General features: G+C 59.3%; 18 protein-coding genes and 1 pseudogene. 2 read left to right on the top strand and 17 right to left on the bottom strand.

Features of this window, described 5'->3' with window-relative positions; all coding sequences use genetic code 11:
- Positions 1 to 3: 3 nt before the first annotated feature.
- Together NPX02_RS05785 and NPX02_RS05780 are read right to left on the bottom strand one after the other, a co-directional pair.
- On the bottom strand, positions 4 to 1,239 hold the full coding sequence (locus tag NPX02_RS05785; protein WP_260292497.1) for a vWA domain-containing protein: 1,236 nt from the start codon (positions 1,237 to 1,239) through the stop codon (positions 4 to 6).
- Between the two features lie 23 nt (positions 1,240 to 1,262).
- Positions 1,263 to 2,309, bottom strand: a complete 1,047-nt coding sequence (locus NPX02_RS05780; protein ID WP_260292496.1) for an AAA family ATPase — start codon at positions 2,307 to 2,309, stop codon at positions 1,263 to 1,265.
- A 322-nt stretch (positions 2,310 to 2,631) separates the two neighbouring features.
- On the opposite strand from NPX02_RS05780, the gene NPX02_RS05775 reads away from it, so the two are divergent.
- Positions 2,632 to 4,683: a putative bifunctional diguanylate cyclase/phosphodiesterase gene (locus NPX02_RS05775; RefSeq protein ID WP_260292495.1), complete on the top strand. Its 2,052-nt coding sequence runs from the start codon at positions 2,632 to 2,634 to the stop codon at positions 4,681 to 4,683.
- 158 nt (positions 4,684 to 4,841) lie between these two features.
- Here the strand turns inward: NPX02_RS05775 and NPX02_RS05770 are convergent, their stop codons facing one another.
- The 3 genes from NPX02_RS05770 to NPX02_RS05760 form a co-directional block, all read right to left on the bottom strand.
- Positions 4,842 to 5,681, bottom strand: a complete 840-nt coding sequence (locus tag NPX02_RS05770) for an HDOD domain-containing protein (protein WP_260292494.1) — start codon at positions 5,679 to 5,681, stop codon at positions 4,842 to 4,844.
- 131 nt (positions 5,682 to 5,812) lie between these two features.
- On the bottom strand, positions 5,813 to 8,023 hold the full coding sequence (locus NPX02_RS05765) for a putative bifunctional diguanylate cyclase/phosphodiesterase (protein WP_260292493.1): 2,211 nt from the start codon (positions 8,021 to 8,023) through the stop codon (positions 5,813 to 5,815).
- Between the two features lie 15 nt (positions 8,024 to 8,038).
- Positions 8,039 to 10,165, bottom strand: a complete 2,127-nt coding sequence (locus NPX02_RS05760; RefSeq protein WP_260292492.1) for an HDOD domain-containing protein — start codon at positions 10,163 to 10,165, stop codon at positions 8,039 to 8,041.
- Positions 10,166 to 10,323: 158 nt separating this feature from the next.
- On the opposite strand from NPX02_RS05760, the gene NPX02_RS05755 reads away from it, so the two are divergent.
- The gene (locus tag NPX02_RS05755) at positions 10,324 to 11,484 is read left to right on the top strand and encodes a P-loop NTPase (protein WP_260292491.1); all 1,161 of its coding nucleotides are present in this window, start codon (positions 10,324 to 10,326) and stop codon (positions 11,482 to 11,484) included.
- A gap of 328 nt (positions 11,485 to 11,812) precedes the next feature.
- Here NPX02_RS05755 and NPX02_RS05750 read toward each other — a convergent pair whose 3' ends face one another.
- From NPX02_RS05750 to NPX02_RS05695, 12 genes and pseudogenes are all read right to left on the bottom strand, one after another.
- On the bottom strand, positions 11,813 to 12,655 hold the full coding sequence (locus NPX02_RS05750; protein ID WP_260292490.1) for a universal stress protein: 843 nt from the start codon (positions 12,653 to 12,655) through the stop codon (positions 11,813 to 11,815).
- Positions 12,656 to 12,671: 16 nt separating this feature from the next.
- Positions 12,672 to 13,709 (bottom strand): annotated as a pseudogene (locus NPX02_RS05745) (SulP family inorganic anion transporter).
- Between the two features lie 316 nt (positions 13,710 to 14,025).
- Complete coding sequence (locus tag NPX02_RS05740; protein ID WP_260292489.1) at positions 14,026 to 14,997, bottom strand: calcium/sodium antiporter; 972 nt, start codon at positions 14,995 to 14,997, stop codon at positions 14,026 to 14,028.
- A 389-nt stretch (positions 14,998 to 15,386) separates the two neighbouring features.
- Positions 15,387 to 17,783, bottom strand: coding sequence for a TOTE conflict system archaeo-eukaryotic primase domain-containing protein (locus NPX02_RS05735; RefSeq protein WP_260292488.1), 2,397 nt, complete (start codon positions 17,781 to 17,783; stop codon positions 15,387 to 15,389).
- A complete protein-coding gene (locus tag NPX02_RS05730) occupies positions 17,770 to 18,321 on the bottom strand; it encodes a hypothetical protein (protein ID WP_260292487.1) in 552 nt (183 codons plus the stop codon). The genes NPX02_RS05735 and NPX02_RS05730 overlap by 14 nt, the downstream gene beginning before the upstream one ends.
- Before the next feature lie 8 nt (positions 18,322 to 18,329).
- Positions 18,330 to 18,662, bottom strand: coding sequence for a hypothetical protein (locus NPX02_RS05725; RefSeq protein WP_260292486.1), 333 nt, complete (start codon positions 18,660 to 18,662; stop codon positions 18,330 to 18,332).
- Between the two features lie 153 nt (positions 18,663 to 18,815).
- Positions 18,816 to 19,886: a virulence RhuM family protein gene (locus tag NPX02_RS05720; protein ID WP_260292485.1), complete on the bottom strand. Its 1,071-nt coding sequence runs from the start codon at positions 19,884 to 19,886 to the stop codon at positions 18,816 to 18,818.
- A 66-nt stretch (positions 19,887 to 19,952) separates the two neighbouring features.
- A complete protein-coding gene (locus NPX02_RS05715; protein WP_260292484.1) occupies positions 19,953 to 20,960 on the bottom strand; it encodes a Fic family protein in 1,008 nt (335 codons plus the stop codon).
- Entirely contained in the window at positions 20,957 to 21,097 is a 141-nt protein-coding gene (locus NPX02_RS05710; protein ID WP_260292483.1) for a hypothetical protein, read from the bottom strand. Before NPX02_RS05710 ends, NPX02_RS05715 begins: the two co-directional genes overlap by 4 nt.
- Positions 21,098 to 21,527: 430 nt before the next feature.
- Positions 21,528 to 22,661 carry a Fic family protein gene (locus NPX02_RS05705; protein ID WP_260292482.1) on the bottom strand — a complete coding sequence of 378 codons (1,134 nt, stop codon included), beginning with the start codon at positions 22,659 to 22,661 and terminating at the stop codon, positions 21,528 to 21,530.
- Positions 22,662 to 22,932: 271 nt separating this feature from the next.
- On the bottom strand, positions 22,933 to 23,703 hold the full coding sequence (locus tag NPX02_RS05700; protein ID WP_260292481.1) for a DUF1829 domain-containing protein: 771 nt from the start codon (positions 23,701 to 23,703) through the stop codon (positions 22,933 to 22,935).
- Complete coding sequence (locus NPX02_RS05695) at positions 23,700 to 24,143, bottom strand: DUF6978 family protein (RefSeq protein ID WP_260292480.1); 444 nt, start codon at positions 24,141 to 24,143, stop codon at positions 23,700 to 23,702. Before NPX02_RS05695 ends, NPX02_RS05700 begins: the two co-directional genes overlap by 4 nt.
- Positions 24,144 to 24,170: the final 27 nt, after the last annotated feature.

The raw sequence follows: 24,170 nt of genomic DNA, 5'->3' as shown, positions 1-24,170 counted from the left end.
GTCTCAATTGAGCTGGATGCGCTGACCCCAGGGGATCTCCGCCTTGCCCTTGACCAGCCAGATCACCGGCATCGCCGGTTCGTGGTTCGGAAACGCCCCCTGGGCGTCGGTAAAATAGATCAGCAGATCGCACCGGGCATCGTGTTGCTCTACCCACTCGAATACCGGTCTGAAGTCGGTGTCGCCGCCGCCCGTGAATGCCCGGGGCAGGCGCAGCTGTTCCCAGGGCTCGACAATCCAGGGGCCGTCGGCGGCCAGCACGGCATCGCAGGCGAGGAGGGTGATGTGGGCATGGGCCTGCCCCTTGATGGCGTCGATTTCGGAGATGAACTGGCGCATCTCCTCGTCGCTGATGGAGCCGCTGGTATCCAGCCCGACCACCACCCTGAGTTCGCTGCTGCGCAGGCTGGGGAGGATGGCGTCACCCTCGCGTCGCGAGGGTCTGGCCCAGTTGTAGTCCTCCCGGGCGGTGGCGGTCATGTACTTGGCCAGCAGCATGCGCCAGGGGATGCGCGGCTGCAGCAGATGGCCGATCATGCGCCCCAGCTCACCGCCCATCCTGCCAGCCTGCAGCGCCTGCTGATGGGCGCCGGCCAGGCGTTGAGTCCACTGCACGGCCAGCCGTTCCTGCTCGGTCGGTGACAGCGGTGCCGGTTGGGTGGCGGCGGATGGTGATTTCCCCGAATCGGACTCGCTGCGCGGCGCCTGGGGCTGCGGGTCCGCTCTTTCGGCGGCCGGTACATCATTCGGTCGGTCACCGCCACCCCCCGGACTGCCTCCGGGGTTGGTCTCGGTCCGATCGTAGAGATGCTGGTCGTGGGTCTCCATCTGCTCGCTCTCGGCGATGCAGGGATAGATCTCCTCGGCGGTCATGCCCTCGAATTCGACCAGGTGCAGTGCCCCCGGGCAGGGCTCCAGCTGCTCGGCGATCAGCAACGGGTTGATCGCCAGATCACAGGCGATATCCCAGCGATACTTGTCCCGGTGCAGGCGTCTGGCGAAGTGGGAGAGGGCGCAGTGCAGCGCCTCGTGCGCCAGCACGAACTGGGTCTGTTCCAGGCTCAGGGCGTCAATGAAATCGGCATTGTAGTAGAAGGCGCGGGCATCGGTCGCGGTGGTCCGGCACCAGCCGGGGTCGGCTCGCAGCATCGGCAGACGCAACACCAGGGCGCCGAGGAATGGTTTGTCCAGGATCAGGCGGGTGCGGGCGGCGCTGAGTTTGGTCTCGATCTCGCTCATCGTCTGCCGGCTCCATCCCGTGTTCAGAGATCGTACAGCATCACATCGGCCACCGCCTCGGCCCAGGGGGCGAATTCCGGCAGGTTGAACAGCTCCTGGCCGATGGCGCGGTGCATGTCCGAGACCAGCATGATGCCCATCTCCCGCTGCGGAAAGCGGCCGGCATAGTCGAGGATACGGCCATACACCCCGCGCTCGCCGGCGGCGCCCCTGGCCTTCAGCGCACGGCCAACGAGGGCGGAAGCGACGGCGTACTGCAGGTCGATTTCAGTCGGCACCAGCACAGTTTCGCCTTGCAGGATGGCGTCGATATCGGGCAATTTGTCCAGGTTGTTGACGAACGCCGCCAGTTCGATCCCGGCGGCCGGGCCGACGCAGGCCTGCAGGGCGTCGCAGAGCAGCTCGGGCAGGGTGCCGAACTTCTGCAGCCCGCGATGGGCGAACTCCCAGGAGCGGGGCGAGGGGAAGGCCACCGGATTGTGGGCGGGATCGAAATCGAACAGCCGTTCCGGGCGGAAGCGCAGGAAGGAGATCACCCGTTCGTCGATGCCGTTGTCATAGGCCCAGGCGACCCAGTCGTCGAGTTGGGTCTCCACCTCGAAATGGGTGAACCGGTTGGCCAGCGGGGAGGGCATGGTGTAGGTGACGCCGCGGTCGCCCTGGCGGTTGCCGGCGGCAAAGATGGCCCAGCCGTCCGGGACCCGGTACTCCCCCAGGCGCCGGTCGAGGATCAGTTGATAGGCGGCGGCGGATACACTGGGTGGGGCGGAGGTGATCTCGTCAAGAAACAGGATGCCCCGTTCACCGTGGGCGTCCACATGGGGCAGCAGCGCGGGCTCGGCCCACTCCACGCGATCGCCGCTGCGGAACGGGATGCCGCGCAGGTCGCTCGGCTCCATTTGCGAGAGGCGGATATCGATCACCGGTACCCGGTGGCGCCGGCCCACCTGGCTGACCAGCTGCGACTTGCCTACCCCGGGGGGTCCCCAGAGCATGACCGGTGTGTGATGACCCTGTTCGGTACTCAGATATTCACGGTCCAGAATGGCCGATATTGCGGCTGGTCGCATGCTACTTCCTATGATTGATCGGTGCTGCGGGTACACTGTTCTGGGCAATAACCTACCATATAACTGAGAAACGCCAGTAATAAGATATAGTGATGGTAATGATTGCACAATTTATGAACGTGTACCGGGTGGGGCCGGGCGATAAAGTACCCGCCGGGGTTGCCGATAGATTTCAGAAACGTTCCCACATCGGGGCGACCTTGGCGGGGGTTGTTCTCCATTCCACGGCCCCTTCCCGCCGGCCGCCGGCGCGACCGGCACCGGGAGGCTTCGCGCCGGGGGCAATCCAGCATTCAGGACGAACAGGCTGACGCAAACAGACATGACGGAACCAGTACAGGATCAATATCGGGTGCTGTTCGAGCATTCGGCCGATGCGATGCTCATCATTGATGGTGGCCGCTTCATCGATTGCAATGAGGCTGCATTGCGGATGCTGGGTTATGCGGTTCGCGCTGACTTGTTCGCCACCCATCCCTCACAGTTGTCACCGCCCTTCCAGCTGGATGGCGCCTCGTCCTACGACAAGGCGAATGAGATGATCGCCATCGCCATGGAGCGTGGGTCGCATCGGTTCGAGTGGATCCACCGCAAGCGCGACGGGACCGATTTTCCGGTCGAGGTGCTGCTCACCCCGATTCCCGCCGGCGGGCGGTTGCTGCTGCACGTGGTGTGGCGCGACATCACTCAGCGGAAGCAGTCGGAGGAGCAGCTCCGGCTGGCCAAGTACGTGACCGACTCGACCAGCGAGGGGATCATCGTCACGGATATGGATCTGCGGATTATCGAGGTGAATCCCGCCTATTGTGACCTGCTCGGATACGACCGCGACGAGGTGCTGGGGAGAAATGCCGGATTTGCCAAGTCCGGCAGGCATGACGAGGTGTTCTATCAGCGGATTTGGGAGTCGCTCAACCAGGCCGGCAAGTGGCAGGGTGAGATCTGGGATCGCAAGAAGACTGGCGAGGTGTTTCCCATCTATCTCCGTCTCAATACCATCTTTGACGCCACTGGCAAACCCTGTTACTACACCGGGCTGTTTTCCGATATCACCCATCAGAAAAGAACCGAAGAGCAGCTGGAGGAGCTGGCCTTCAACGACGCCCTCACCGGGCTTCCCAACCGGGCACTGTTCCATCAGCGTCTGAAGCAGGAACTGAAGCGCTGCCAGCGGCATGAAAGCAAGCTGGCACTGCTGTTCATCGACCTGGACCGGTTCAAGAATATCAACGACTCCCTCGGCCACACCCATGGCGATGCCTTGCTGATTGAGGTGGGCGATCGCGTCCGGCAGGCGGTCAGGTCGGTGGATACCGTCGCCCGTATGGGCGGGGACGAGTTCACCGTCATCCTGCTGGATCTGATCGACGAGTATACGGTTACCGATGTGGCGACCAAAATTCTGGCCAAGGTGATCCGTCCGGTGTGGATTGACCGGCATGAGATCATTCCCCATCTGAGCATCGGCATCAGTCTCTATCCACGCGATGGGGAGAGCGTGGATGACCTGACCCGGCATGCCGATATGGCCATGTATCATGCAAAGAGCGAGGGCGGTGATCGATTTCACTTCTTCCAGGAGGAGATGAACCGGGAGAGTGGGCGCCGCCTGGCGCTGGAAAATGAAATGAGCGTCGGCCTGAACAGCGGTCAGTTCGTCCCCTATTTCCAACCGGTTTATGAGCTCGATTCCGGCCTGCTGGTGGGTATGGAGGCGCTGGTGCGCTGGCAACACCCGGAGCGGGGCCTGATCATGCCCGACGAGTTCATTCCGCTGGCCGAGGAGACCGGCTTAATCATCCGCCTGGGACACGGCGTATTGCGGCAGGCCTGTCGGCAGGTGAAACAGTGGGTGGATGAGTACTCCCGGGAGCTGTGTCTGGCGGTCAACCTGTCGGCCAGGCAGTTTCACTCCAGCGACCTGATCGAGCAGGTGCGGCGGATCCTCAACGAAAGCAGGTTTCCGCCGGGCTGCCTCACCCTGGAGATCACCGAGAGCATGATGATGGGACAGATCGAGAGGACCCTGAATCAGCTGATCCAACTGCGCGCTGCCGGTCTGAATCTGGCGATTGACGATTTCGGCACCGGCTACTCCTCGCTGAGCTACCTGCAGCGCTTTCCGGTCAACACCCTGAAGATCGATCGAAGCTTTATTCGCGACATACTGACCGATCGCAACAGCCGCGCCATCGTCAGGGCGATCATCTCCATGGCCCGGGCGATGGAGCTGGATGTGATTGCCGAAGGGGTGGAAAATACTGACCAGCTGGCATTTTTGAAGGAGTTGAAGTGTCAGAAGGCGCAGGGTTATCTGTTCAGCCAGCCGTTGCCTGCGGATCAATTCGAGCGACTTCTGGTTAACGGTGATTAGGGCTCGCGCAAGAATAATTTCGTAGTACCGAGGGCGTCACTGGACCATACCGGCAAGGCACGCTTTGCAGGCAATGGCTGTTCCCTTGCCAAAAAGCGTAACACCGGTGGCGGGGTCCAGTGGCGACCGAATACCGGAACTTATTTTTGCGCGAGCCCTTAGCTCAGCAGTTCGCTCAGGTCCTCTTCAATATCGCTGTACTCCAGGACGTTCAGACCCATGGTATCCAGCACCCGGTGCTGTAACTGTTGCCAGTCCTGGGCATCCCGAAAGCGCCGGGTACGGTCGACAATATTCTCCGCCATCTTGAGAATGGCATAGACCAGTTGGTCTTCCTTGCCGGTAATGTGTTCCAGGTAGTCCGCCTCATGATGCTGCAGGATCAGCTCGCAGAGGCATTCGGGGAGATGCCACGAGGCGGCGATGTAATAACCGATGATCGAGTGGTTGGTGCCATGCTTTGCCTCTTCGATTTGCGAGAGGGTCTGCTCGGTACTGTCATTGGCATCGATCAGGGTCAGCCGGTAATCGGGGTAGCGGATTGCCATGGCCGGGATACCGCAATCATGGAAGAGTCCGACGGTGTAGAGGGTTTCCAGGGAGAAGTTCTCCTTCAGCCGACTGCCGATATAGACCATGGAATTGGCCACGTCGGTGGCGTTGTCCCAGAATCGTTCCAGCGAGATGCAGGCATTGCCGGTCAGGGCGCGCTTCAGCTCCACCGAGGCAGCCAGACTGTTGACGCTCTCCATGCCGAGCAGGGAGACTGCCTGATGGATATTGGTGATGCTTCGGGTCAGCCCGTAGAAGGGCGAGTTGACGGTCTTGAGAATAGCCGATGAGAGCCCGACATCCGCGGCGACCACCTGGGCGATGTCCGCCAGCGAGGGATCATCACTGCTGCTGATCTCCTGCAGCCGCATCAGCGTCTCCGGTCTTGGTGGGATATGAAATCCCTGGGTCATCACTTCTGCAACGGATGCATCTATATCGATCACCTGCCTGTTCTCCCCCGGTTATTAGTTGAGAGAATGGTACCCCAGCTGCGCCGCGACGTTAAGCGGGTTGTGGTGATCATGGTCAATGCGGAATTGAAAATAACCATTGCAAAGCGCAATGGCTTCTGTCGTTACAACGCACCCTTTTTCAGGAACAGCCCGACCTGTTCCTTGGGCATTGGCCGGCTAAACAGGAAGCCCTGGGCATTGGGGCAGCCGAGCCGCTTCAGTTGTTGATGCTGGACCTCCGTCTCGACTCCTTCCGCAATGATATCGAGTCCCAGTTCCTTGGCCATGGCGACAATCGCGGTGACGATGGAGTTGCGGCTGCTGGTGGCGCGTATGCCGCTGACAAACGAGCGATCGATCTTGAGCGTGCTCAGGGGCAATGACTGCAGGTAGCCAAGGGAGGAGTAGCCGATGCCGAAGTCATCGACCGCGATACAGATACCCGCGGCATGCAGTTGGCGAAGTTTGTGGACCACCTGATCCATATCCTGGATCAGTACGTTCTCGGTGATCTCCAGCTCCAGCGCGGAGCCGGGGACCCCATGCCTGGTCAGTACCTTGAATACCTGCTGTTCGAAATCGGCTTGCGCCAGCTGTTTCGAAGAGACATTGACCGCCAGTTTGACCTGGTCGTGACCAGCCTTGCGCCACTTGCTCAATTCCGCGCAGCCGGCATCCAGCACCCACAATCCGATCTCATTGATCAGGCCGCTCTCTTCGGCCACGGGGATAAACTCGGTGGGGCTGATGTTGCCCACTTCCGGGTGCTTCCAGCGCAGCAGTGCCTCCATTCCGGAGACCTTGCCGGACGGCAGATTGATCTGTGGCTGAAAATAGACCTGCAGCTGCTCTTCATCAATGGCGCGCCGGAGACCCGTGTCCAGCGAAAGGTGCTGGTCGGCCGAACCTTTCATCTCGTTGGAGAAGAACTCGTAACCATCCTTGCCGTGCCGTTTGACATGGTACATGGCGATATCGGCATGCTTGATCAGCGCATCCATGGTCTCCCCGTTATCCGGGAACAGTGCAATGCCGATACTGAAACTGACGAAGACCTCGACCCCATCGATAAAGATTGGCGCCTTCAGGTTGGCCAGCATCTTCTCTACCAGGCGAATGGCGTCGACCCTGCCGGTGACTTCCGGAACCAGCAGATTGAACTCGTCGCCGCCCACCCGGGCCAGGGTGTCGCTGTCGCGCAGGCAGTTGCGTAACCGGTTGGCCACCGTCTGCAGCAGTTGATCCCCGGCGACATGGCCCAGGGAGTCGTTGATCACCTTGAACCGGTCCATGTCCAGGTACATCAGCGCCAGTTGATTGCCGTTTCGCTTGGCCTGGGAGATGGCCAGACCGAGACGGTCACGCAACAGGGCGCGGTTGGGCAGTTGGGTCAGCAGGTCGTGGTAGAGCTGGAAGTTGATGATCTCTTCGGCCCGCTTGCGCTCGCTGATATCCCGCGCCACGCCATAGGTGCCGACATAACATCTCTCATCGACGCCGCCGGTGTCGCGGTAGATGCCCATCGAGTTCAGCTCGACCGAGACGGAGCGGCTCTCGAAGTAGCGGCTGGGCTGGCTGTTGTCCTTGCAGCGCAGCCTGAACTCCACGTTACGACTGGCGCGATCCCCGGTGCGGCGTTCGGCAAAGGCGTATCTCGCCTTCTCCACGTCCTCCTCATGCACCACCTCGGAGTAGTGGTGCCCAATCAGATCATCCTGTTTGTAATCGAGCAGTTGGCTGATGCGATCATTGACGAAGCAGAAGTAACCCGCCTCGTCGAGCATGTAGATGATGTCCGGGGAGTTGTCGACGATGAAACGATAACGGTATTCGGAGGCTTCGAGCTTCTGGTGTACCTGTTTGAACTCCCGTTCCAGGCTGCGTTTTTTTAGTACGTTCTCAATTATGCCGAGGAGTTCCACCGGGTTGTAGGGTTTGCGCAAAAAATCGCTGACGCCGTTTCTCAGTGCCTCGGTGGCGTTGGCAAAGGTGGCTTCGCCACTGACGATGACCACATCGATCTCGGGGAAGTCCGTTTTCAGCAGCTCGAGAAACTCCAGTCCGGAGATCTCCGGCATGTTCAGGTCGAGAAGAATCAGCTCAATCGGATTGCCATGCAGGATCTCCAGCGCGACCTGTCCGTTTGCCGCGATAATACTCGCATGTCCGTATGCCTTAAGGAGATCGCGCACGCTCTCACGCATGCGTACTTCATCATCCACCACCAGGATTTTGGCCGGCACCGTTTTGGCGGTGCTGGCGGCCTTGTCCTTGTTGCCGGGAAGCTCGGGTAACAACTCGCTTCCCAGCCAGGACTCCGTGGACTTCATCATTGTGCCTTCCCCTTATTATTCGTCCCCTAAGCGACGAGGCAGGTGGATGAGCATTTCTGTTCCACCTCCCGAGCGACCCCTACAGCTAATACTCCCTTTCAGCTCATTAATGAGGTTGTTTACAATGGTTAATCCTAAACCTGAGTGGTTGTTGCCTTTCGTGCTGTCGACCGGGGTGAACAGCCTTCCCATGATCTCCGGGGGAATCCCGGGACCGTTGTCGGCGATGCTCAATTCGACGTATTCACGCCCCCCGATGTTGATACGATCGCGTGTCTGGATCCACAGATCCCCGCCATCGGGCATCGCCTCGACGGCATTCTTGACCAGGTTGGTGATCACCTGCTTGAGACTTGCCCGGCTGATCTGGATGGCCGGTAGCTTTTTCTCCAGGTCCAGATGCTCGGTGATGCCGATTGACTTGAGATAGGAGGCCTGGAAGATCTCCATCAGGTCACGGATTATCTCGTTGATATCCACCGAGAACGAGGCGATGTGCTGTGGATCGCCGATGTCGCGCAGACGCAAGGTGATGTCGCCGACCCGTTGGATCTCCTCTTTGATGATCTTCAGGTGGTCGGAAATCGATGCATCTTCACTGAACTTGGCCGAGAGCACGTGCAGATAGTTGTTGATGATGCCTAGCGGATTGTTGATTTCGTGGACAATGCTTCTTGCCTCACGCTGATGCCACTGGCGGGTATTCTCAAGCAACTCCTCGGTTCTTCTCGCCAGGCCGCGGTGTGTGTGGATACCCTGGGCGGCGGTGGCCGCGAACATCGGCAGGAAGTTCAGGTTTTGTGCCTGACGCTCCTGTTCCGCGGCGCGCAGACCGACTGCGATTACCCCGATGCGGCTGGTTCCGCTGATCAGCGGAACGCAGAGCAGGCAGTCGCTTTCCAGTGTCCGGGCGAGTTGCTGGTCGACCAGGGAAGCCGGGGCCGACTCCAGCGGCAGGATCGGCCCCTGGACCGTCCCCTCGATCAGTGCCTGGGCGACACGACTGCGGCCCGCCACGATCGGTATATTGAATTCGGCTAGCCGAGTATTACTCACGGCACGGCCAACGATTCCCCGCAGGTGGCCGTTATCGGCATCGGCAAGAAACAGGATGCTGCGATCCATGCCGAACAGGATATCCAGTTCCGCGAGTACCGAGTCCAGGAACTCCCGCAGCTCCGTTTCACTGCCCGGGTCGAGATTGACGCCGCCCAGCAGGGCAAACTCGCGTACCCGGCGTGCCAGCTCAAGGCGGACCTCCTCGGTCTCCACCTGGACGGCAATAGCGCCGGCGGCATCCTTTTCAAGCCGGATGCCGAGGCCATCGGCCGCCTTCTGCACCTGCTGTTCGATATCCTTTTTCAGATTGGCGACAACCGAGGGGGTCAGGCCAAACAGCAAATCGGCCTCCGAATAGAGGCTATTGAGATCAATGCCCGGATCACTCAGTTTGTGAATGAAGTTGGTCAGGCGCACCAGTCGTGGCGCCTCTAGCAGCCGCTCGGCCGGTTCATTCTGATAGAGCAGGGCGTCACTGAGGAATGACTCCAGCTCCCATTCACCCACTACCAGCGCACTCACCTCGTGGTAGGCGGTGCCGAACAGCTCACGTTCAAGCTCGATCAGGGCAAGGTCGTCCGGGGTCTTGAGCAGCAGATCGCCATAACGGTCTGGCTGGTTGTTGAGGAATACCAGCTGGCCGAGTTTGTGCAGCAGGCCGGCCAGGTAGGCCTCGTCCGGAAACTCGTAGCTGGTCAGCGTGGCCAGGGCCCTGGCCGCATGGGCGCACCAGAGCGACTTGTACCAGATGATGCCGAGCCCTTGTCCGGTCTGGACGTTGAACTGCGAGAAGAACTGATGTACTGCGGCATTGATGGCGATGGTTTTGATGTTGTTCAGCCCCAGCACCACCAACAGATGGTTGAAGTCCCTGTCTTCATTCCACTGGGCATAGGCGGGGGAGTTGCAGACGGCGGTGATCTTGGCGGTCAGCCCGATATCCTGTTGGATTATCTCCGCCAGATCATGAAAACTGACGTCGACTTGATGGCAGGCTTCGATTAATCTGAGCAACACCTGCGGGACAGAGGGGAGTCTGCCCAGACTTAGATTTTCGATAATGACCGGTGAGGCGTCCTTCATGACGTAACATCCTGCACCAAATATCAACTATAAGTCAATGAGATAAAAAGGAATTCTGTACAATATTTGGACAAATGGAAACGCCCAACGCAACCATTCACAACACCTTTGGCGATTCGGCAGGGGTGAAAAGTCAAAACTGTGAACCAGTTAACAGAATGGTTGTGATCGCCAGCGGAAAAGGCGGCGTCGGCAAAAGCACCCTCTCCGCCAATCTCGGCATTGCGCTGGGACAGATGAAACGGCGGGTCTGTCTGTTCGATGCGGACACCAATCTGGCCAATATCAATATTCTCTTTGGAATCAATCCACTACAGACACTGCGTGAATATATCAGTGGGCAAAGACGCCTCGATGAAATCCTGCTGCCGGTTTCCGAGTATCTGCAGATCGTCCCCGCGGCCAGTGGCATCGCTGAATTTCTGGAGCTGGATACGCAACAACAGGAGCGCCTGCTGAGTGGCCTGCGGGATATCGAACGGCATAATGATCTCCTGCTGGTGGATTCGGCGGCCGGTGTCGGCAGCAGTCAGCTCGGTTTCTTCCTGGCGGCCGCCTGTCCGGTACTGGTCATCACCCCGGAACCCACCTCGCTGACGGATGCCTTTTCGTTCCTGAAGATGGCCAAGCGGATTGGCTTCGGCGGGATCGTCTATGTCGTGGTCAATATGGCCTCCGATCTGCACGTGGCCAGGAGCGCCTTCAAGCGTTTCAAGCAGGCCGCCGAGAAGTATCTGCAACTGCCGGTGGGCTACCTGGGCTACGTGCTGCAGGATCGACAGGTGCCGGCGTCGGTAACAAAGCAGCAGCCGGTCATGCTCGGCAAACCGGAGTGTCTGGCCAGCCGCTGTATCCGGGTGATTGCGGAGCGCCTGCTCCGGTTGCTGGAGAATCAGCGGCGGGGTTCGGAGTCGTTCAGCGACTATCTGCGGGAGATGAATCAGCCGTTCGGTATCGAACTAGGGCAGACCGCTCAGGGCGCCGGAGATGCCGACACGGCGGCGCAGGATGCCGATTGGCAACAGCAGACGCTGGCCCGGCTGCAGACCCTGGAGAAGGGGGCGGCCGGTGCATTCATTCGGCGCGCGGCCAGCGAGTGGGCGGTCAGCCACCATGCCGGCGAGGCGGAGCTGTTTGCCGATACCGAACCAGCCGAATGGCCGCTGGCCGCGCCCAGTCCGGTGGCCGCGATGCCGGTGCCCGACGGAGCGGATGGTGCCAAGCTGCCACGGCGTACTTTTCAGGGTGCGCTGGCACAGAGCCCCTACTGTGCCGCGGCGCAGTTCGCCGAACTGCTGGCCCGGACCGAGAAACGGTAAGCCTGGCCCGGCTTCAACCTGGAAAACCCAACCATCATCAGGAAACATCTTGGCCGCTAATAAACGCAAATGAATGCGAATATAACCGTAACGTAACTACTCACCCGGTTTGTAAGTGATTGGCCTGCCTTGCCGGCCTCACACGATGGCTTGTTTCCTCGAATCCGGCCCCTTTTTCAGCGCCTGCCCAAACTCGCTTCGCTCAAACAAGGGCAGGCTTGAATCTGAAAAAGGGGCCGGATTAGAGGCGCCACCAAGATCGGCCAACAAGGCAGGCCAATCACCACGTGAGTAGTTATCCGTCAACATCCTTTAACGGGTGAGCGTGCTAGCGCAGCAGTAGCACCGGCACGGAGGCGTTGCGGATCACGCTGGTGGTGGTGCTGCCTACCAGGAAGCGGCGGATCACCGAGTGGCCGTAGGCTCCCATGATCAGCAGGTCGATCTCGTGATCCGCCCGGTAGCCGCACAGCACCCGTTCCACCTCGCCATCAACCAGGCTGGCGGTGGTCTCGAACCCGGCACGCTCCAGGGTCGCTTGCGCCCAATCGAGTTGCGTGCGGTGTTCATCACTGGCCGCGCCGACCATCACCAGGTGACAGGGGAGGTTCCGCAGCAGCGGGCTGGTGGCGATCATCTCCACCCCTTTGCGCGTGGTGGCGCTGCCGTCGAAGGCGAGCATCACCCGTCGCGGTGCCTTGAAGGCGGCGCTGGTGATGAGGATCGGGCGGTGCAGGGTGCGCACCACATTCTCCAGGCGGCTGCCGATGTGCCGGCCCAGGTGATCCTCATGCTTTCCCAGCACCAGCAGGCGGATGTTCGCTTCCAGCTCGGTGAGGGTCTCCACCAGGTCGCCGTGGCGCTGCCATCGGGTGGGGTTGTCGATGCCCTGGTCCATGGCGCGCTGCCTGGCCGCCTCCAGCATCAGTTTTCCCTGCTCCAGGGCCAGCTTGCCGCGCCGCTCGTCCAGGGTGGCCAGCTCATCCAGCAGGGCCTCGCGGCTGCCCAGTCCGATGTTGCCGCTGAGATTGCTCTCGGTCGGGTACTCGGACTTATCCAGCACGTGTAAAAATTCCAGCGGGGCGCCCAGCCGCAGGCTGGCCCAGACGGCGTAGTCACAGACAGCGGGGGATACCTCGGTACCGTCGATACAGGCGATCACTTGGGTCATTTTTTATTCTCCTCCATCAGTGGCCCATCAGTTTTGCCACGGCATCCGGATCGTCATGCACGGCAAAACGATCGACAATCGTGGCACTGGCCTCGTTGAGTCCAACCAGTTCGACTTGTGTGCCCTCGCGGCGGAACTTGATAACCACCTTGTCCAGCGCCGCCACCGCCGTGATGTCCCAGAAGTGCGCCTGATACAGGTCGATCACCACCTTGTCCACCACTTCCTTGAAGTCGAAGAACTCGACAAACTTCTCGGCGGTGGCGAAGAACACCTAGCCCACCACCCGGTAGGTGCGTAGCGTACCATCTTCGTTGATCTCTGAATGCACGTGTTTGAACCGGGCCACCTTGTTGGCGAAGAACAGCGCCGCCGGCAGGACGCCGACGAACACGCCATAGGCCAGATTGTGGGTGGTCACCACCACCACGGTGCTGGTCATGACGATATTGGTGCTCGGGGGGTGTTTTTTCAGGATGCGCAGCGATTCCCAGCTGAAGGTGCCGAACGCGACCATGATCATCACCGCCACCAGGGCGGCCATCGGAATGCGCGCTACCCAGTCGCCCAGAAACACCACCAGCTACAGCAGCACCACGCCCGCGGTCATGGCATAGACATGCCAGGAGACACCGGTCAGCTCCGGCAGCTGGGCCATGAAGATCAAGATCGCCAGGGCGTTGACGAAACCGGTCACCACCGAGCGCGAGACAAAGCGCATCAACGAACCCAGCCGCAGATAGCCGGCAACGATCTGCAGCAGGCCGGTCAGCAGGGTGGCCGCCAGCAGGTACTCCAGCCCGTGCTCCCTGACCAGGGTCACCATGAGCAGCGCCATGGCGCCGGTGGCGGCGGAGATCATGCCGGGCCGTCCGCCGACAAAGGCGATTACCACGGCGATGCAGAAGGAGGCGTACAGCCCCACCTTGGGATCGACCCCGGCGATGATGGAGAAGGCGATCGCCTCCGGGATCAGCGCCAGGGCCACCACGGTACCGGCCAACAGATCACCACGGATATTGCCGAGCCAGCTGTTTTTGAACGATACCACCATAAAACACTTCCATTACAACGAATGACGGAATCCCGAGCAGCGCCCTGTCCATGCTGTGGGCATCGTCGCTCAGGCCACGCGGTAGGGCGCAGGCGACGGTTGCAACGACCCGAGGTCGTCAAAGGGGACTGGCGTATCGGCTGGTGTTAAATCGGCGGGTAGGGGGTTGGGCAACGAACCATGCAACAATGGCTGGTGTCGGCGACGTGATCCCGTGTTCGCGAACTGATTTTCGATCCTGCAGACTGCTCTGGGTAACTGAAGGGGCGCGATCCTACCACAGATCGGCGCGGATTTCAGTCTCCACTGGCAGGCTTCATTGACCGAACACGCTGCCCACCAGATAGCCGGTGTAGGCGACATAGCAGGCCAGCAGGGCCGCCCCCTCGAACCGGTTGATGCGGCCGGGGCCGCGGAAACCATAGCCGACGACGAACAGGGAGAGGGTCAGTGCGGCCATGACCAGCATGTCACGGGAGAATACCTCGGGTCCCACCGCCATCGGATGGATGGTCCCGGCGATACCCACCACCGCCAGGGTGTTGAACAGGTTGGAGCCGAGCACGTTGCCGAAGGCGATGTCGTGCTCGCCCTTGCGTATGGCGATGATCGACGAGGCCAGCTCCGGCAGCGAGGTGCCGACGGCAACGACGGTCAGGCCGATGATCAGATCGCTGACGCCGAAGCCCTGGGCAATCTCCACCGCCCCCCAGACCAGGATGCGCGAGCTGATGATCAGTAATACCAGGCCGACGGCAAGCCAGAAGATCGCCCGGCGTAGCGGCATGGCGTGGATCACCAGTTCCTGCTCCATCTCGCTGCCCAGGGTGTCGCCCTTTTTCCGCATGCCTTGCCAGATGCTCCAGCTCATCAGTACGCCAAACACCAGCAGCAACATCACGGCATCGAGATAGCTGATCGCCCCGTCGCGGATCTGCCAGGCCGCCAGGGCCGTGACCGCGGTGAGGATCGGCAGCTCCTGGCGCAGAATCCGCGAGTGCACGGCGATGGGGCTGAGCAATGCCGTCAGCCCGAGGATCAGGGCAATATTGGTGATGTTGGAGCCGTAGGCGTTGCCGAGGGCGATGCCCGGATTGCCCTGGGAGGCGGAGATGGCGGAGACCACCATCTCCGGTGCCGAGGTGCCGAAGCCGACAATCACCATGCCGATCAGCAGCGGCGGCATGCCGAAATGGCGCGCGGCGGCGGCCGAGCCGTCGACAAACCGGTCGGCGCTCCAGACCAGCAGTGCCAGTCCGAAGGCGACGGCGAGAAATGCGGTAATCATAAAACTCCTGTGAACAATCGATGGTGTAACGGTGCCGAACCGGTCTGTGCTTCCACGGCGTGTTATTGGGTTGTCCGGCAGCCTTTGGCCTATCGCGGCGAACACCGGACGCGCCACGCGGTTGGCGGATTATAGATGAGAAGCGTGCGATGGGAAGCATGCAGGGGAGCGAAATGTCGGCCAGGTAAACGGCGCGCCGTTGACTGCGGCGCCATTGTGGCGCAGTTTTCAGAACTGCGCCAAAGACTGGCGCAGTTTGGCTGTTGTTGGGTGAAACTGCGCCACCATCCGACCGCTTGGTGCTACTCGTACCCCATCTGGCTATTTCGTCCTGTTACCACTGTTCGCCAATTATGTCGGGTTTTGACCGCCATCTACATACTATTCCATTAGTTCCCTAAGATCAGCGGCTCCAATGGCTGGATCTGGTAACCCATGGCCCGGTAACCGCGTTGCCGTTTGTCCCACATGCGGGCGAGTTGGGGTTGATCCGTCTCGGCATAATTGTAGATGCGCACATCCTGCTTGTCGGCATGTTCCCGGTGCAGACGACCGGCATATTGCTGCAACGTCCCTTTCCACGAAATAGGCATGGCCAAAACCAGCGTATCGAGCGGCGGGTGGTCGAAGCCCTCGCCAATCAGGCGGCCGGTGGCTAGGAGAACTCGCGGGGCGGATTCATCCAGCGCATCCAGTTCGGCGAGCACCGCCGTCCGTTGCGTCTTCGCCAAGCGGCCATGCAGGACAAAGCAGTGCTCGACCTCATCGCCCAGCGCCCGCTGCAGCAACGGCAGATGATCCGTCCGTTCAGTGAGTACCAGCACCTTGCGGCCCTCCTGATAGGCGGCCAGCACATCCCCGGCAATGCGCCGGTTGCGTGTGGCATCGTTGGCGAGAATACGGAAGACGTCCTGAATCGGTGAATCCGGCGGAATTGCCGGAGCAGGCAGATATTTTGGCCACACCTCCAGTTGAGATGGAGATGTCTCGGGTCTGGCGGCGCTGTGGCGGATCGGCCCGCACTGCATGAAAATGATCGGCTGGTGGCCGTCGCGGCGTACCGGCGTAGCCGTCAGACCGACCACATATCTGGCCTTTGCCTGCTTGAGGATCGCCTCGAAGGAAAAGGCCGAGAGATGATGGCACTCATCGACGATGATCTGCCCGTATCCGTCGAGCAGCTCGCCCAGATCCTCCTGGCGTGACAGCGACTGCATCACGGCGATATCGATCTTGCCGGACGGTTTCTTCCTGCCGCCGCCGATGATACCCAGCCCACCCTTCGGCATCTCCAGGAAACTGGTTAACCGCTCCTGCCACTGGCGCTGCAGCTCGGTGCGGTGCACCAGCACCAGCGTGCTCACCTTGCGCCGGGCGATCAGGGCGGCGGCGGTGACGGTTTTGCCGAAAGCGGTTGGAGCGCAAAGAACGCCGACTTCATGCTTGAACATCTCCCGTACCGCTGCCTTCTGGTCCTTGCGCAGGGTACCGGTGAACTTGGCAGTCACTTTCCGTCCCGGCAGGCGCTCATCCAGTAGTTCTGGGCGGATGCCATTGCCCTGCAACAGGTCCAGCACGGCATCAAGACAGCCTCGGGGAACGCCGATATGCTGGGGGAAGTTCTCGGCACAGCCGATGATGCGCGGCTTGTTCCACACCGGCAGACGCATGGCCTGGGCCTTGTAGAATTCCGGGTTCTGGAAGGCCGCCAGCCGGATCAGGCGATTGGCCAAAGACTGGGGTAGGTCAGCTTTGGCGATGAAAATCTGATTGGCCAGCACCAGAGTCAGGGATTCTGGCAAGGGGCCGGCTATCCGGGTAGGAGCAGGCGTCGGGCGCTGCCAAGGCTTGTTGTCCTCTTCTTCCACAATGAAGACCACATCCAGGGGATGTCGACCGCCGCTGGCCCGCAGGATGGCGTCTTCCAGCTCTCTTTTTGAGAACGGCTGGATCGACGCGAGAAAAGCCCATTGATCGGGATAAGGATCCAGGTGTTCATCGACGAACACGCTGCGCCCCAGGTCACGGGGCTGCTTCTGCAAGGGCAGCGCGATCAGGTTGCCGAACCCTCCCTTGGGCAGGGTGTCCTGGTTGGGGAACAGACGGTCATAGCTGCCCAGGGACAATTGCCGGGTGCGGTCGCAGGTGTGGCTGATCAGCGCGGCCCCGAGCTGCCTGGCCTCACGGGCGGGAACCGGATCGGCAAAGAAGATCCAGATGTGCGCGCCATTGCCGGAACGGGAGATTTCCAGCGCCGCCGGTATCGCCAGTTCCTGGCAGGACTCCATGAAGGCCTTGGCATCCTCGCGCCAGTCGGCTTTATCGAAATCCGCCGCCAGGAAATAGCAGCTGTCATCGGTCAGCAGCGGATAGACGCCGATGGTCTGTTTGCCGGCCAGATGGCCGTAGATCACCTGATCGGTCACCGGCAGCAGCAGGCGCTGGTTGCAGTCGCCGCATTTGATCGTCGGCTTGTGGCAGACGCCGGGCTTCCACTCGTTGCCGCAGGCCGGTGAATAGCCCGAGGTCCCCTTGGCCGATTCCCAGCGCTGGGGGTAGACATCCTCGCGCCCCCGAAACAGACGGCGGAACAGGGCAATCTTGTCGTCTGTAGTGAAGTGGGTTGGGACTGAAGCGGGTTCCAGTGGCGCGGGAACGGGTTCAGGGGTGATTGGTTCTTCCCAAGGGATGCCGTGCCGGATCAGCAGCGCCTTGAGGCGGGCGTTCTCCTCGCGTAGCCGCCGCAATTCATCTTGTGCATTCAGCCCTTTGTCAATCGTCGGCAAATCCATACTCCGCCATCAGATCGTCCATATCTTCGCCAACACCCCAGCCCCAGTTGTGCCCTTCGCTTTGGACCCGCTCAAGCCTTCCAATAAAGGCGTCGTGCTGGCCTGGCTCAAGCGCCACAATCGCCTTCAACGCCTGCTCGAACATGCGAACCAGGGCGTTGAAATAGCCCTCGTCATCCATGCCGCAGTAACTAAGCAGATTCATGCAGGATTCGCAATAGAACACCGTCAGCTCCGCCAGTCCCTCCGGACGCCCGATGGCCTTTTTGTAATCGGAAATCGCCTTCTTGGCCTTGGCGATTGAGATATCCTGATTGCGCATCAGATCCGGGCAAACCCAGCGGTCGATGGTCGCCTTGTACGGTTCGAGCACGTCCTCGCCCAGTGCGAAGCGGGCATGGAGGAATGCCTGATTATTCTTGCTAGCGGCGTAGAGATCCTGAATCAGGCCAAGCAGCGCCGGATGGTCGAGATCGCCAAGCTGGCGTTTGAGGTCGCCCCAGGTCGGTTTCTTCTTGTTCGTTTTTTTCATGTAACCCGCTATATGCTCTTAATGGCCCGAAAGTCCGAGTCGTCAGCCAGATGCAGGTAGATGCGGCCTTTCAGCTCGCTATTTTCGATCACGGCCCAACCCCGGCCGCAGGTCGGATCGTTCTCATCCTGCCCGGACCAGGAGAATTCAAAACGTGGTGTATCGCCGCATGGTTCCGCCCTCCCATCGATATCCCCGGATACCAGGCCGAACTGAAACTGTCCGGTTCCATCCGAGCCGATGCGGATGTATCCCGGCACCTCCATGTCCACATAATCCTGGTCCCACACCTCCATCTCGACGATTTGCCACTTTCCGGTAAACGCTTCCATCTGCTTCATATAATGTTTTTCAAAAACCTCCTTTGTTTCGCCCCTAAACTCAGTTCAAAGCTGCCACAGCTTTTGACAATGCTCTGTCACAGCTCGTGTCGCAAGCTGTGTCGTGAGTTTGTCGAGAGTTCACCCCCAAGTCACCCCCTAACCTCGGCTGCGTTACTCTTCATCCAGCTTATCGTCTCCAGCCGATTCGATCTGCTTCACCATTCGGTCGAAGTCGCTCTCAAACAGTCGGTCCTGCACAATGCGGTATTTCTCGAACTCGCTTTCGGCATGGGCCTTGGCAATCTCCGTCGTCACTTTTCCCGCGTCCTGCAAAATCTCACGATCGGTCGCCTCGATGAAGCGGTTCAGGCGGGTTTCCCAGTCTTGCATGGTCATAGGGATCTTACGGAGTGCCATATCCTCCGCGACATCCAGGTAGGCCGCAACCAGCCGTTCCAGTTGCGCCATTTCATGTTCGGTCAGGTAGTTCTTGGCAACGCTGACATCGAATTTCTGTATTTTCCCTCTCGGTGCATCCTTCCAGGTGGTCAAGCCCATGTTCTCTTTTTCGGCATTGGCACGGTTGTAGATGACTTCCGCCGCCGTCTGGCCGTGGATGGCCCAGTGCAGTTTGTTCTGTACGGTGGAGAAAAATCGTTTAGTGGCCTGGGCGGTCACATCATAGTCAACAGAGGTCGCGTAGATGTCGGTGATTTTCTGGTAGAACTTGCGCTCGGAGAGGCGGATCTCCCGAATGCGCTGCACTTGCTCTTCAAAATACTGATCGGTGAGGATGGAGCCGCCACTTTTCAGGCGCTCGTCATCCATCGTGTAGCCCTTAATGGTGAACTCCTGAATAATCGTGGTCGCCCACTTGCGGAACTGAACGGCGCGTTCTGAGTTGACCTTGTAGCCGACGGCGATGATGGCGGCGAGGTTGTAGTGTTTGGTGTTGTAGCTTTTGTCATCGGCGGCAGTTATCCGAAAATTTCGGATAACTGAATCTTCCTGCAACTCACTGTCGCTGAAGATCTTTTTTAGGTGATAGTTGATGGTTCTCACATCCACATCATAGAGCGTGGCCATCATTTTCTGGGTCAGCCAGATGTTTTCATCGGCGTAAACCGCCTCCACACCGCCCTTGCCACTGGCCGCGACAAAGGTCAAATATTCTGCCGCCGAGGAACGGATGAGGGATAACTCCTTTTTCCCGTGACCATTCGGAATCTTGCTCTTGTTCATCCTTTTCCCCCTGTTCTGTCCACGTGAAGGCCGCATGGCACGATCCGTGTCATGATTTGTCGCAAGTTATCCATTGCCGCGATGGGCCAGCAACTGGCGCCCCTTGTCGGTCAGGCAGTATTTCTGCAGGCGGCTTTTGGGCTTGTCGGGGATGGTCATCTCGATCAGGCCGTCGGCCAGTGCCGGTTTTAGGTAGCGCTCGCGGAAGGATTTGCGGTCCGAAAGGCCCAGGACGGCTTGCAGTGCCTCGCGGCCCATCTCGCCCTGTATTGCTGCCAGCAGCTCGACGACTTGGGGGGCGACTTGAGGGCTGACTTGGGGGGCGGTGGTGGTCACCGTATCCAGGATCATCCGCAGCATGAAGGCGATGAAGGGCGCGGAGTCGGTCTGGCGGGTGCTTTCCTGCAGGGCCTGGTAGTACTCGGCCTGGTGCTCAAAGATCAGGCTTTCCACCGGGATGTCGGCGAACAGGGGGTTCCATCGGGCCAGAATTAGGCTCTGCCACAGCCGCCCCATGCGGCCGTTGCCATCGGCAAAGGGGTGGATCAATTCGAACTCGTAGTGAAAGACCGAGCTGGCGATGAGCGGATGCACATCGGTGACGGCCAGCCAGCCGGACAGGTCGGCCATCAGCTGCGGCACCCGGTCGGCGGGCGGAGCCATGTGAATCACCTGTTGGCCCGCCATCACCCCCACGCCACCGTGCCGATACAGTCCCGCCTCATCGATCAGGCCGGACATCAATATTCGGTGCGCCTCCAGCAGGTCGTTTTCCGCCTCGGGCTTCCAGCTGTCGAACCGGTCGTAGGCGGCCAGAGCGTTTATCACCTCCTGCACCTCGCGGGGCGGGGCGATCACCTGCTTGCCGTCGAGAATAGCAGTGATTTGTACCTCACTCAGGGTATTACCCTCAATGGCCAGCGAGCCGTGGATGGTGCGAATACGATTTATGCGCCGCAGCCGCAGCGCCTTGGCCTGGTCGGTGAGCACGGTTAGACGCCCGATAGTCTCGCTGATCGTGGCGACTCGGTTCAGGATCTCAGGGGTAATGGTGTAGGGCGGCTGGTAGGTCATTCCACCTCCCGGTGATTTTGCACACGAAGGTGGCTGGGCGCGAAGCTGGAAATCGGTGTCACAGCTCGCTCCCGCTCGATAAAGGTGATCGTCTGGGTCGTGCAGTTGGTGATGGTGAATTTGGGGGTAAAGGTCATGGCGCGGCTCCGTGAGGCAGGATGGCGCACCCCATCAAACACCCGTCAAACAACCGGAATTCTACAATCATTTGATTATTATATTGTTTTCTGTGCTTGTGGTAATATTGACCCCGTTCAGTCAAGCAACAGTCAAGCAAATTCACAGTCGCCATCATGCCCACCATGGCAGATATTTTCTGGCCTTGCTGCCAACGGTTTCGTCATGGCAGCGGATCAGGCTGGCCTCAATGGTATCCCTTATTATTCGTGAGGCCATAGAGCCATTCTTTTCGTCAATTCCAAACCATTTCCACATGGGAGCCTGGCAGCCCTCGAATAAAGAAATCTTGCTCCGCGATATCGTGCTCGACCTGAAAAGTGTACATACGACGATCCATATTATACTTATACGCATAAAAAATATAATACAAATCGACATATTTCAGTTTCAGTCCCTGAAGATATCTATATAGCGCCGAAGGATAAAAATCCGATTCCGTTGGAACCCGGTCACCTCCTGCAACACACCCATATCCACCAGGGTCGCGATCAGGCTGTTGGCCGGCACATATTTGATTCCCAACAGTTCCATGGCCTTGTTGACGGTGATGGTCGGGGTCCCGTAGAGATGGAGAATGAGCTGCTGGGCATTTACCGCCCGGCGGCCCAGCTTGACGACTTCGGCGTCGAGTTCCTGCCGGAGCGCCAGGATACGCTGAAAGGTTGTCTTGCCGCTCTCGGCGGTCTCAACCACCGCCTGCAGGAAGAAACGCACCCAGTGGCCGATGTCGCTGGATTCGCGCACGCGGGTCAGGGCGTCGTAGTAGGCACCGCGATGTTTTTCCAGATGGGCGGAAAGATAGAGGGACGGCTTGTTGAGCAGGCCGTGGCTGACCAGATACAGCGTGATCAGCAGGCGGCCGATACGGCCGTTGCCATCCAGAAACGGGTGGATGGTCTCAAACTGATAGTGGCTCAGGGCGCAGCGGACCAGGTGCGGGACGGCAACATTGTCATTATGCCAGAAGGCCTCAAGGTCGGTCAGCAGCTCGGCCATGTCCGTATGGTGCGGGGGGATGAATGCGGCATCGGCAAGGCTCGCGCCACCGATCCAGTTCTGGCTGCGGCGGAATTCCCCAGGGGTCTTACGCTCACCCCGCACACCGCCCATCAGGATTTCATGGGTGTGGCGCAACAGGCGCAGGGAGAGCGGCAGGGTTTTCAACGCGCCGATCGCCGTGTTCATGGCGCGGACGTAATTCTGTACTTCACGCCAGTCGTCGCGACGCTCCGGCAGGATCGCCTCCTCTTCCAGCACCGCCTCGTCCATCTCCGTGCGGGTTCCCTCGATCCGGCTGGAGGTGTTCGCCTCCTTGATGATGTGCATACGGATGAAGAGATCGACATCCGGCACGATCAACGTGAAAGCGTTGAGTTCACCCAGCGATTTCGTCGCCTGCTCCAGCAGCACATTGATGCGCGGATCGTCCCATGACCAGACCTGGTTGATGGAAGCGGGCAGAAAGCTCTGGTACTGGTACTGTTGCTTATAACTGCCGGAGACAAATTCCTCGAATTTCATCGTAACCCCCTTACATCACCGAGACGTGGCCGTTCACCAGCATGGGCGGAAAGCCAGCCGTGGCGAGGTAATCCCCGATCTGCTCCGGTTCATCATTGTTGTGCTTGAACTCCACCCATTTGGTTTCCTGTGGGAGCTTGCACAGCGCGTTGAGCAGGCTGAGCAGATGTTCCGTGGTCGGTCGATGGTCATGACACCCTCGGCTGGTTTTTCACGCGAAGGCGCGAAGAGGCTAAGTTTCCTCGCGAACAGTCGGTACGAATAGCAACGGTCATGCCGCCAACCCTTCCTTTGCTTCTTCACGTTCTGACCACAGGATAGGCTGAAGGTCGTAGTTCTTGAGCGCATCAATAACAGACTGGGATACGGTTGCATTACTGTCATTCAGAAAGGCAAACAGCCTGGAATTCGATGCTCTGGTTTCTCTGGTGTCGAGCCATTTGAAGACAAGTGCCTCGGCGGAATCCTTCTTTGGATTGGAGACGGCCTGGACGATGCGTTCGGGTTGCTGGCGTGATTTGGGGATCACGAAATCGAACATGTGGTCATAGCCGCTTTTCCCGGTGAATTTCACATTGGGCGTGTAGCGGATATCCGACAGGTCCATCCAACTTGTGACATCCTCGACAAACAGGCTGGCGACATAAGGCGAGGACAAATAAAACAGGTCGTTGACCGACAACATGGCCTGAATGATATTGTGCTTTTTCAATGAAAAGTTTTCCGGTGTCGCGTGGACCAGCAATTGATCGTGATCCATCTGCACCCCGAACCCGGCGAGGGTGGTTTTTAATAGCTCCTGGCGCTTGGGGGTATCGAGCGGGCAGCCGGAATTGACCAGATCATTGATGATATAGCTATCGTCGGTGAGCACGAACCCATTGCCATCCTTGCGGGCATAGATTTGCAGGCAGTCGTTATGGCGGTCCAAGTATGGCGTGGTGATTTCCACCCAATCGGTACCGATCTGCTTGAGAACGGTTTTGTCCTTCAGCCAACGGGTGTAGTCCTGTAGCAGTTTGTCGATCTCATCAATGATCATGTGAACAACTCCTGCATAATCGTCGGCTTGGTAGAAACGTTACAGAAATCCATAAACTCTAATAGCGTCGTCCAAGCATCCTCGTGGTTTGCAAAGGTTTCGGGTAAGGGCGTCGCCCACTTGTCGCCATAACCCTCCCGGTAAACGTGCAGGTGTGGACAGCCGATCTCCTCGCCGTCAGGATTGCGATGAGGTGGTCCACCAATGTCAATCCGAGCCAGAATCACCGCCTTGCGCCCCCGTGCCTGGAAAGTGTTTTTGCGCAATTCGATCTTTCCGCGCGTGATATCCAGACTGAACTCCTCTCGATGGTCTGCCGAGTGCAGCGGGATTCTCAAGTTTCCTCCAAGACTGGGAAACGAAAAGCGATCGCTTTCCAGATAATGTTTCTCCAGGGCAAGCAGTGCGTCCGCCTCTTGCTGGGTCAATAATAGACTCATATTGAATGCCTCCGTGCAGTTGTTAAA

The sequence above is a fragment of the Sedimenticola hydrogenitrophicus genome, assembly GCF_025175675.1.
Classification (GTDB): domain Bacteria; phylum Pseudomonadota; class Gammaproteobacteria; order Chromatiales; family Chromatiaceae; genus Sedimenticola; species Sedimenticola hydrogenitrophicus.
This window is presented reverse-complemented; position numbering and strand designations above follow the sequence as displayed.

Excerpts from the sequence above, each read along its gene's own strand:
- NPX02_RS05785 (WP_260292497.1), bottom strand. The coding sequence starts at position 1,239 with ATGAGCGAGATCGAGACCAAACTCAGCGCCGCCCGCACCCGCCTGATC.
- NPX02_RS05780 (WP_260292496.1), bottom strand. The coding sequence starts at position 2,309 with ATGCGACCAGCCGCAATATCGGCCATTCTGGACCGTGAATATCTGAGT.
- NPX02_RS05775 (WP_260292495.1), top strand. The coding sequence starts at position 2,632 with ATGACGGAACCAGTACAGGATCAATATCGGGTGCTGTTCGAGCATTCG.
- NPX02_RS05765 (WP_260292493.1), bottom strand. The coding sequence starts at position 8,023 with ATGATGAAGTCCACGGAGTCCTGGCTGGGAAGCGAGTTGTTACCCGAG.
- NPX02_RS05760 (WP_260292492.1), bottom strand. The coding sequence starts at position 10,165 with ATGAAGGACGCCTCACCGGTCATTATCGAAAATCTAAGTCTGGGCAGA.
- NPX02_RS05755 (WP_260292491.1), top strand. The coding sequence starts at position 10,324 with ATGGTTGTGATCGCCAGCGGAAAAGGCGGCGTCGGCAAAAGCACCCTC.
- NPX02_RS05750 (WP_260292490.1), bottom strand. The coding sequence starts at position 12,655 with ATGACCCAAGTGATCGCCTGTATCGACGGTACCGAGGTATCCCCCGCT.
- NPX02_RS05740 (WP_260292489.1), bottom strand. The coding sequence starts at position 14,997 with ATGATTACCGCATTTCTCGCCGTCGCCTTCGGACTGGCACTGCTGGTC.
- NPX02_RS05730 (WP_260292487.1), bottom strand. The coding sequence starts at position 18,321 with ATGAAAAAAACGAACAAGAAGAAACCGACCTGGGGCGACCTCAAACGC.
- NPX02_RS05725 (WP_260292486.1), bottom strand. The coding sequence starts at position 18,662 with ATGAAGCAGATGGAAGCGTTTACCGGAAAGTGGCAAATCGTCGAGATG.
- NPX02_RS05720 (WP_260292485.1), bottom strand. The coding sequence starts at position 19,886 with ATGAACAAGAGCAAGATTCCGAATGGTCACGGGAAAAAGGAGTTATCC.
- NPX02_RS05715 (WP_260292484.1), bottom strand. The coding sequence starts at position 20,960 with ATGACCTACCAGCCGCCCTACACCATTACCCCTGAGATCCTGAACCGA.
- NPX02_RS05710 (WP_260292483.1), bottom strand. The coding sequence starts at position 21,097 with ATGACCTTTACCCCCAAATTCACCATCACCAACTGCACGACCCAGACG.
- NPX02_RS05705 (WP_260292482.1), bottom strand. The coding sequence starts at position 22,661 with ATGAAATTCGAGGAATTTGTCTCCGGCAGTTATAAGCAACAGTACCAG.
- NPX02_RS05700 (WP_260292481.1), bottom strand. The coding sequence starts at position 23,703 with ATGATCATTGATGAGATCGACAAACTGCTACAGGACTACACCCGTTGG.
- NPX02_RS05695 (WP_260292480.1), bottom strand. The coding sequence starts at position 24,143 with ATGAGTCTATTATTGACCCAGCAAGAGGCGGACGCACTGCTTGCCCTG.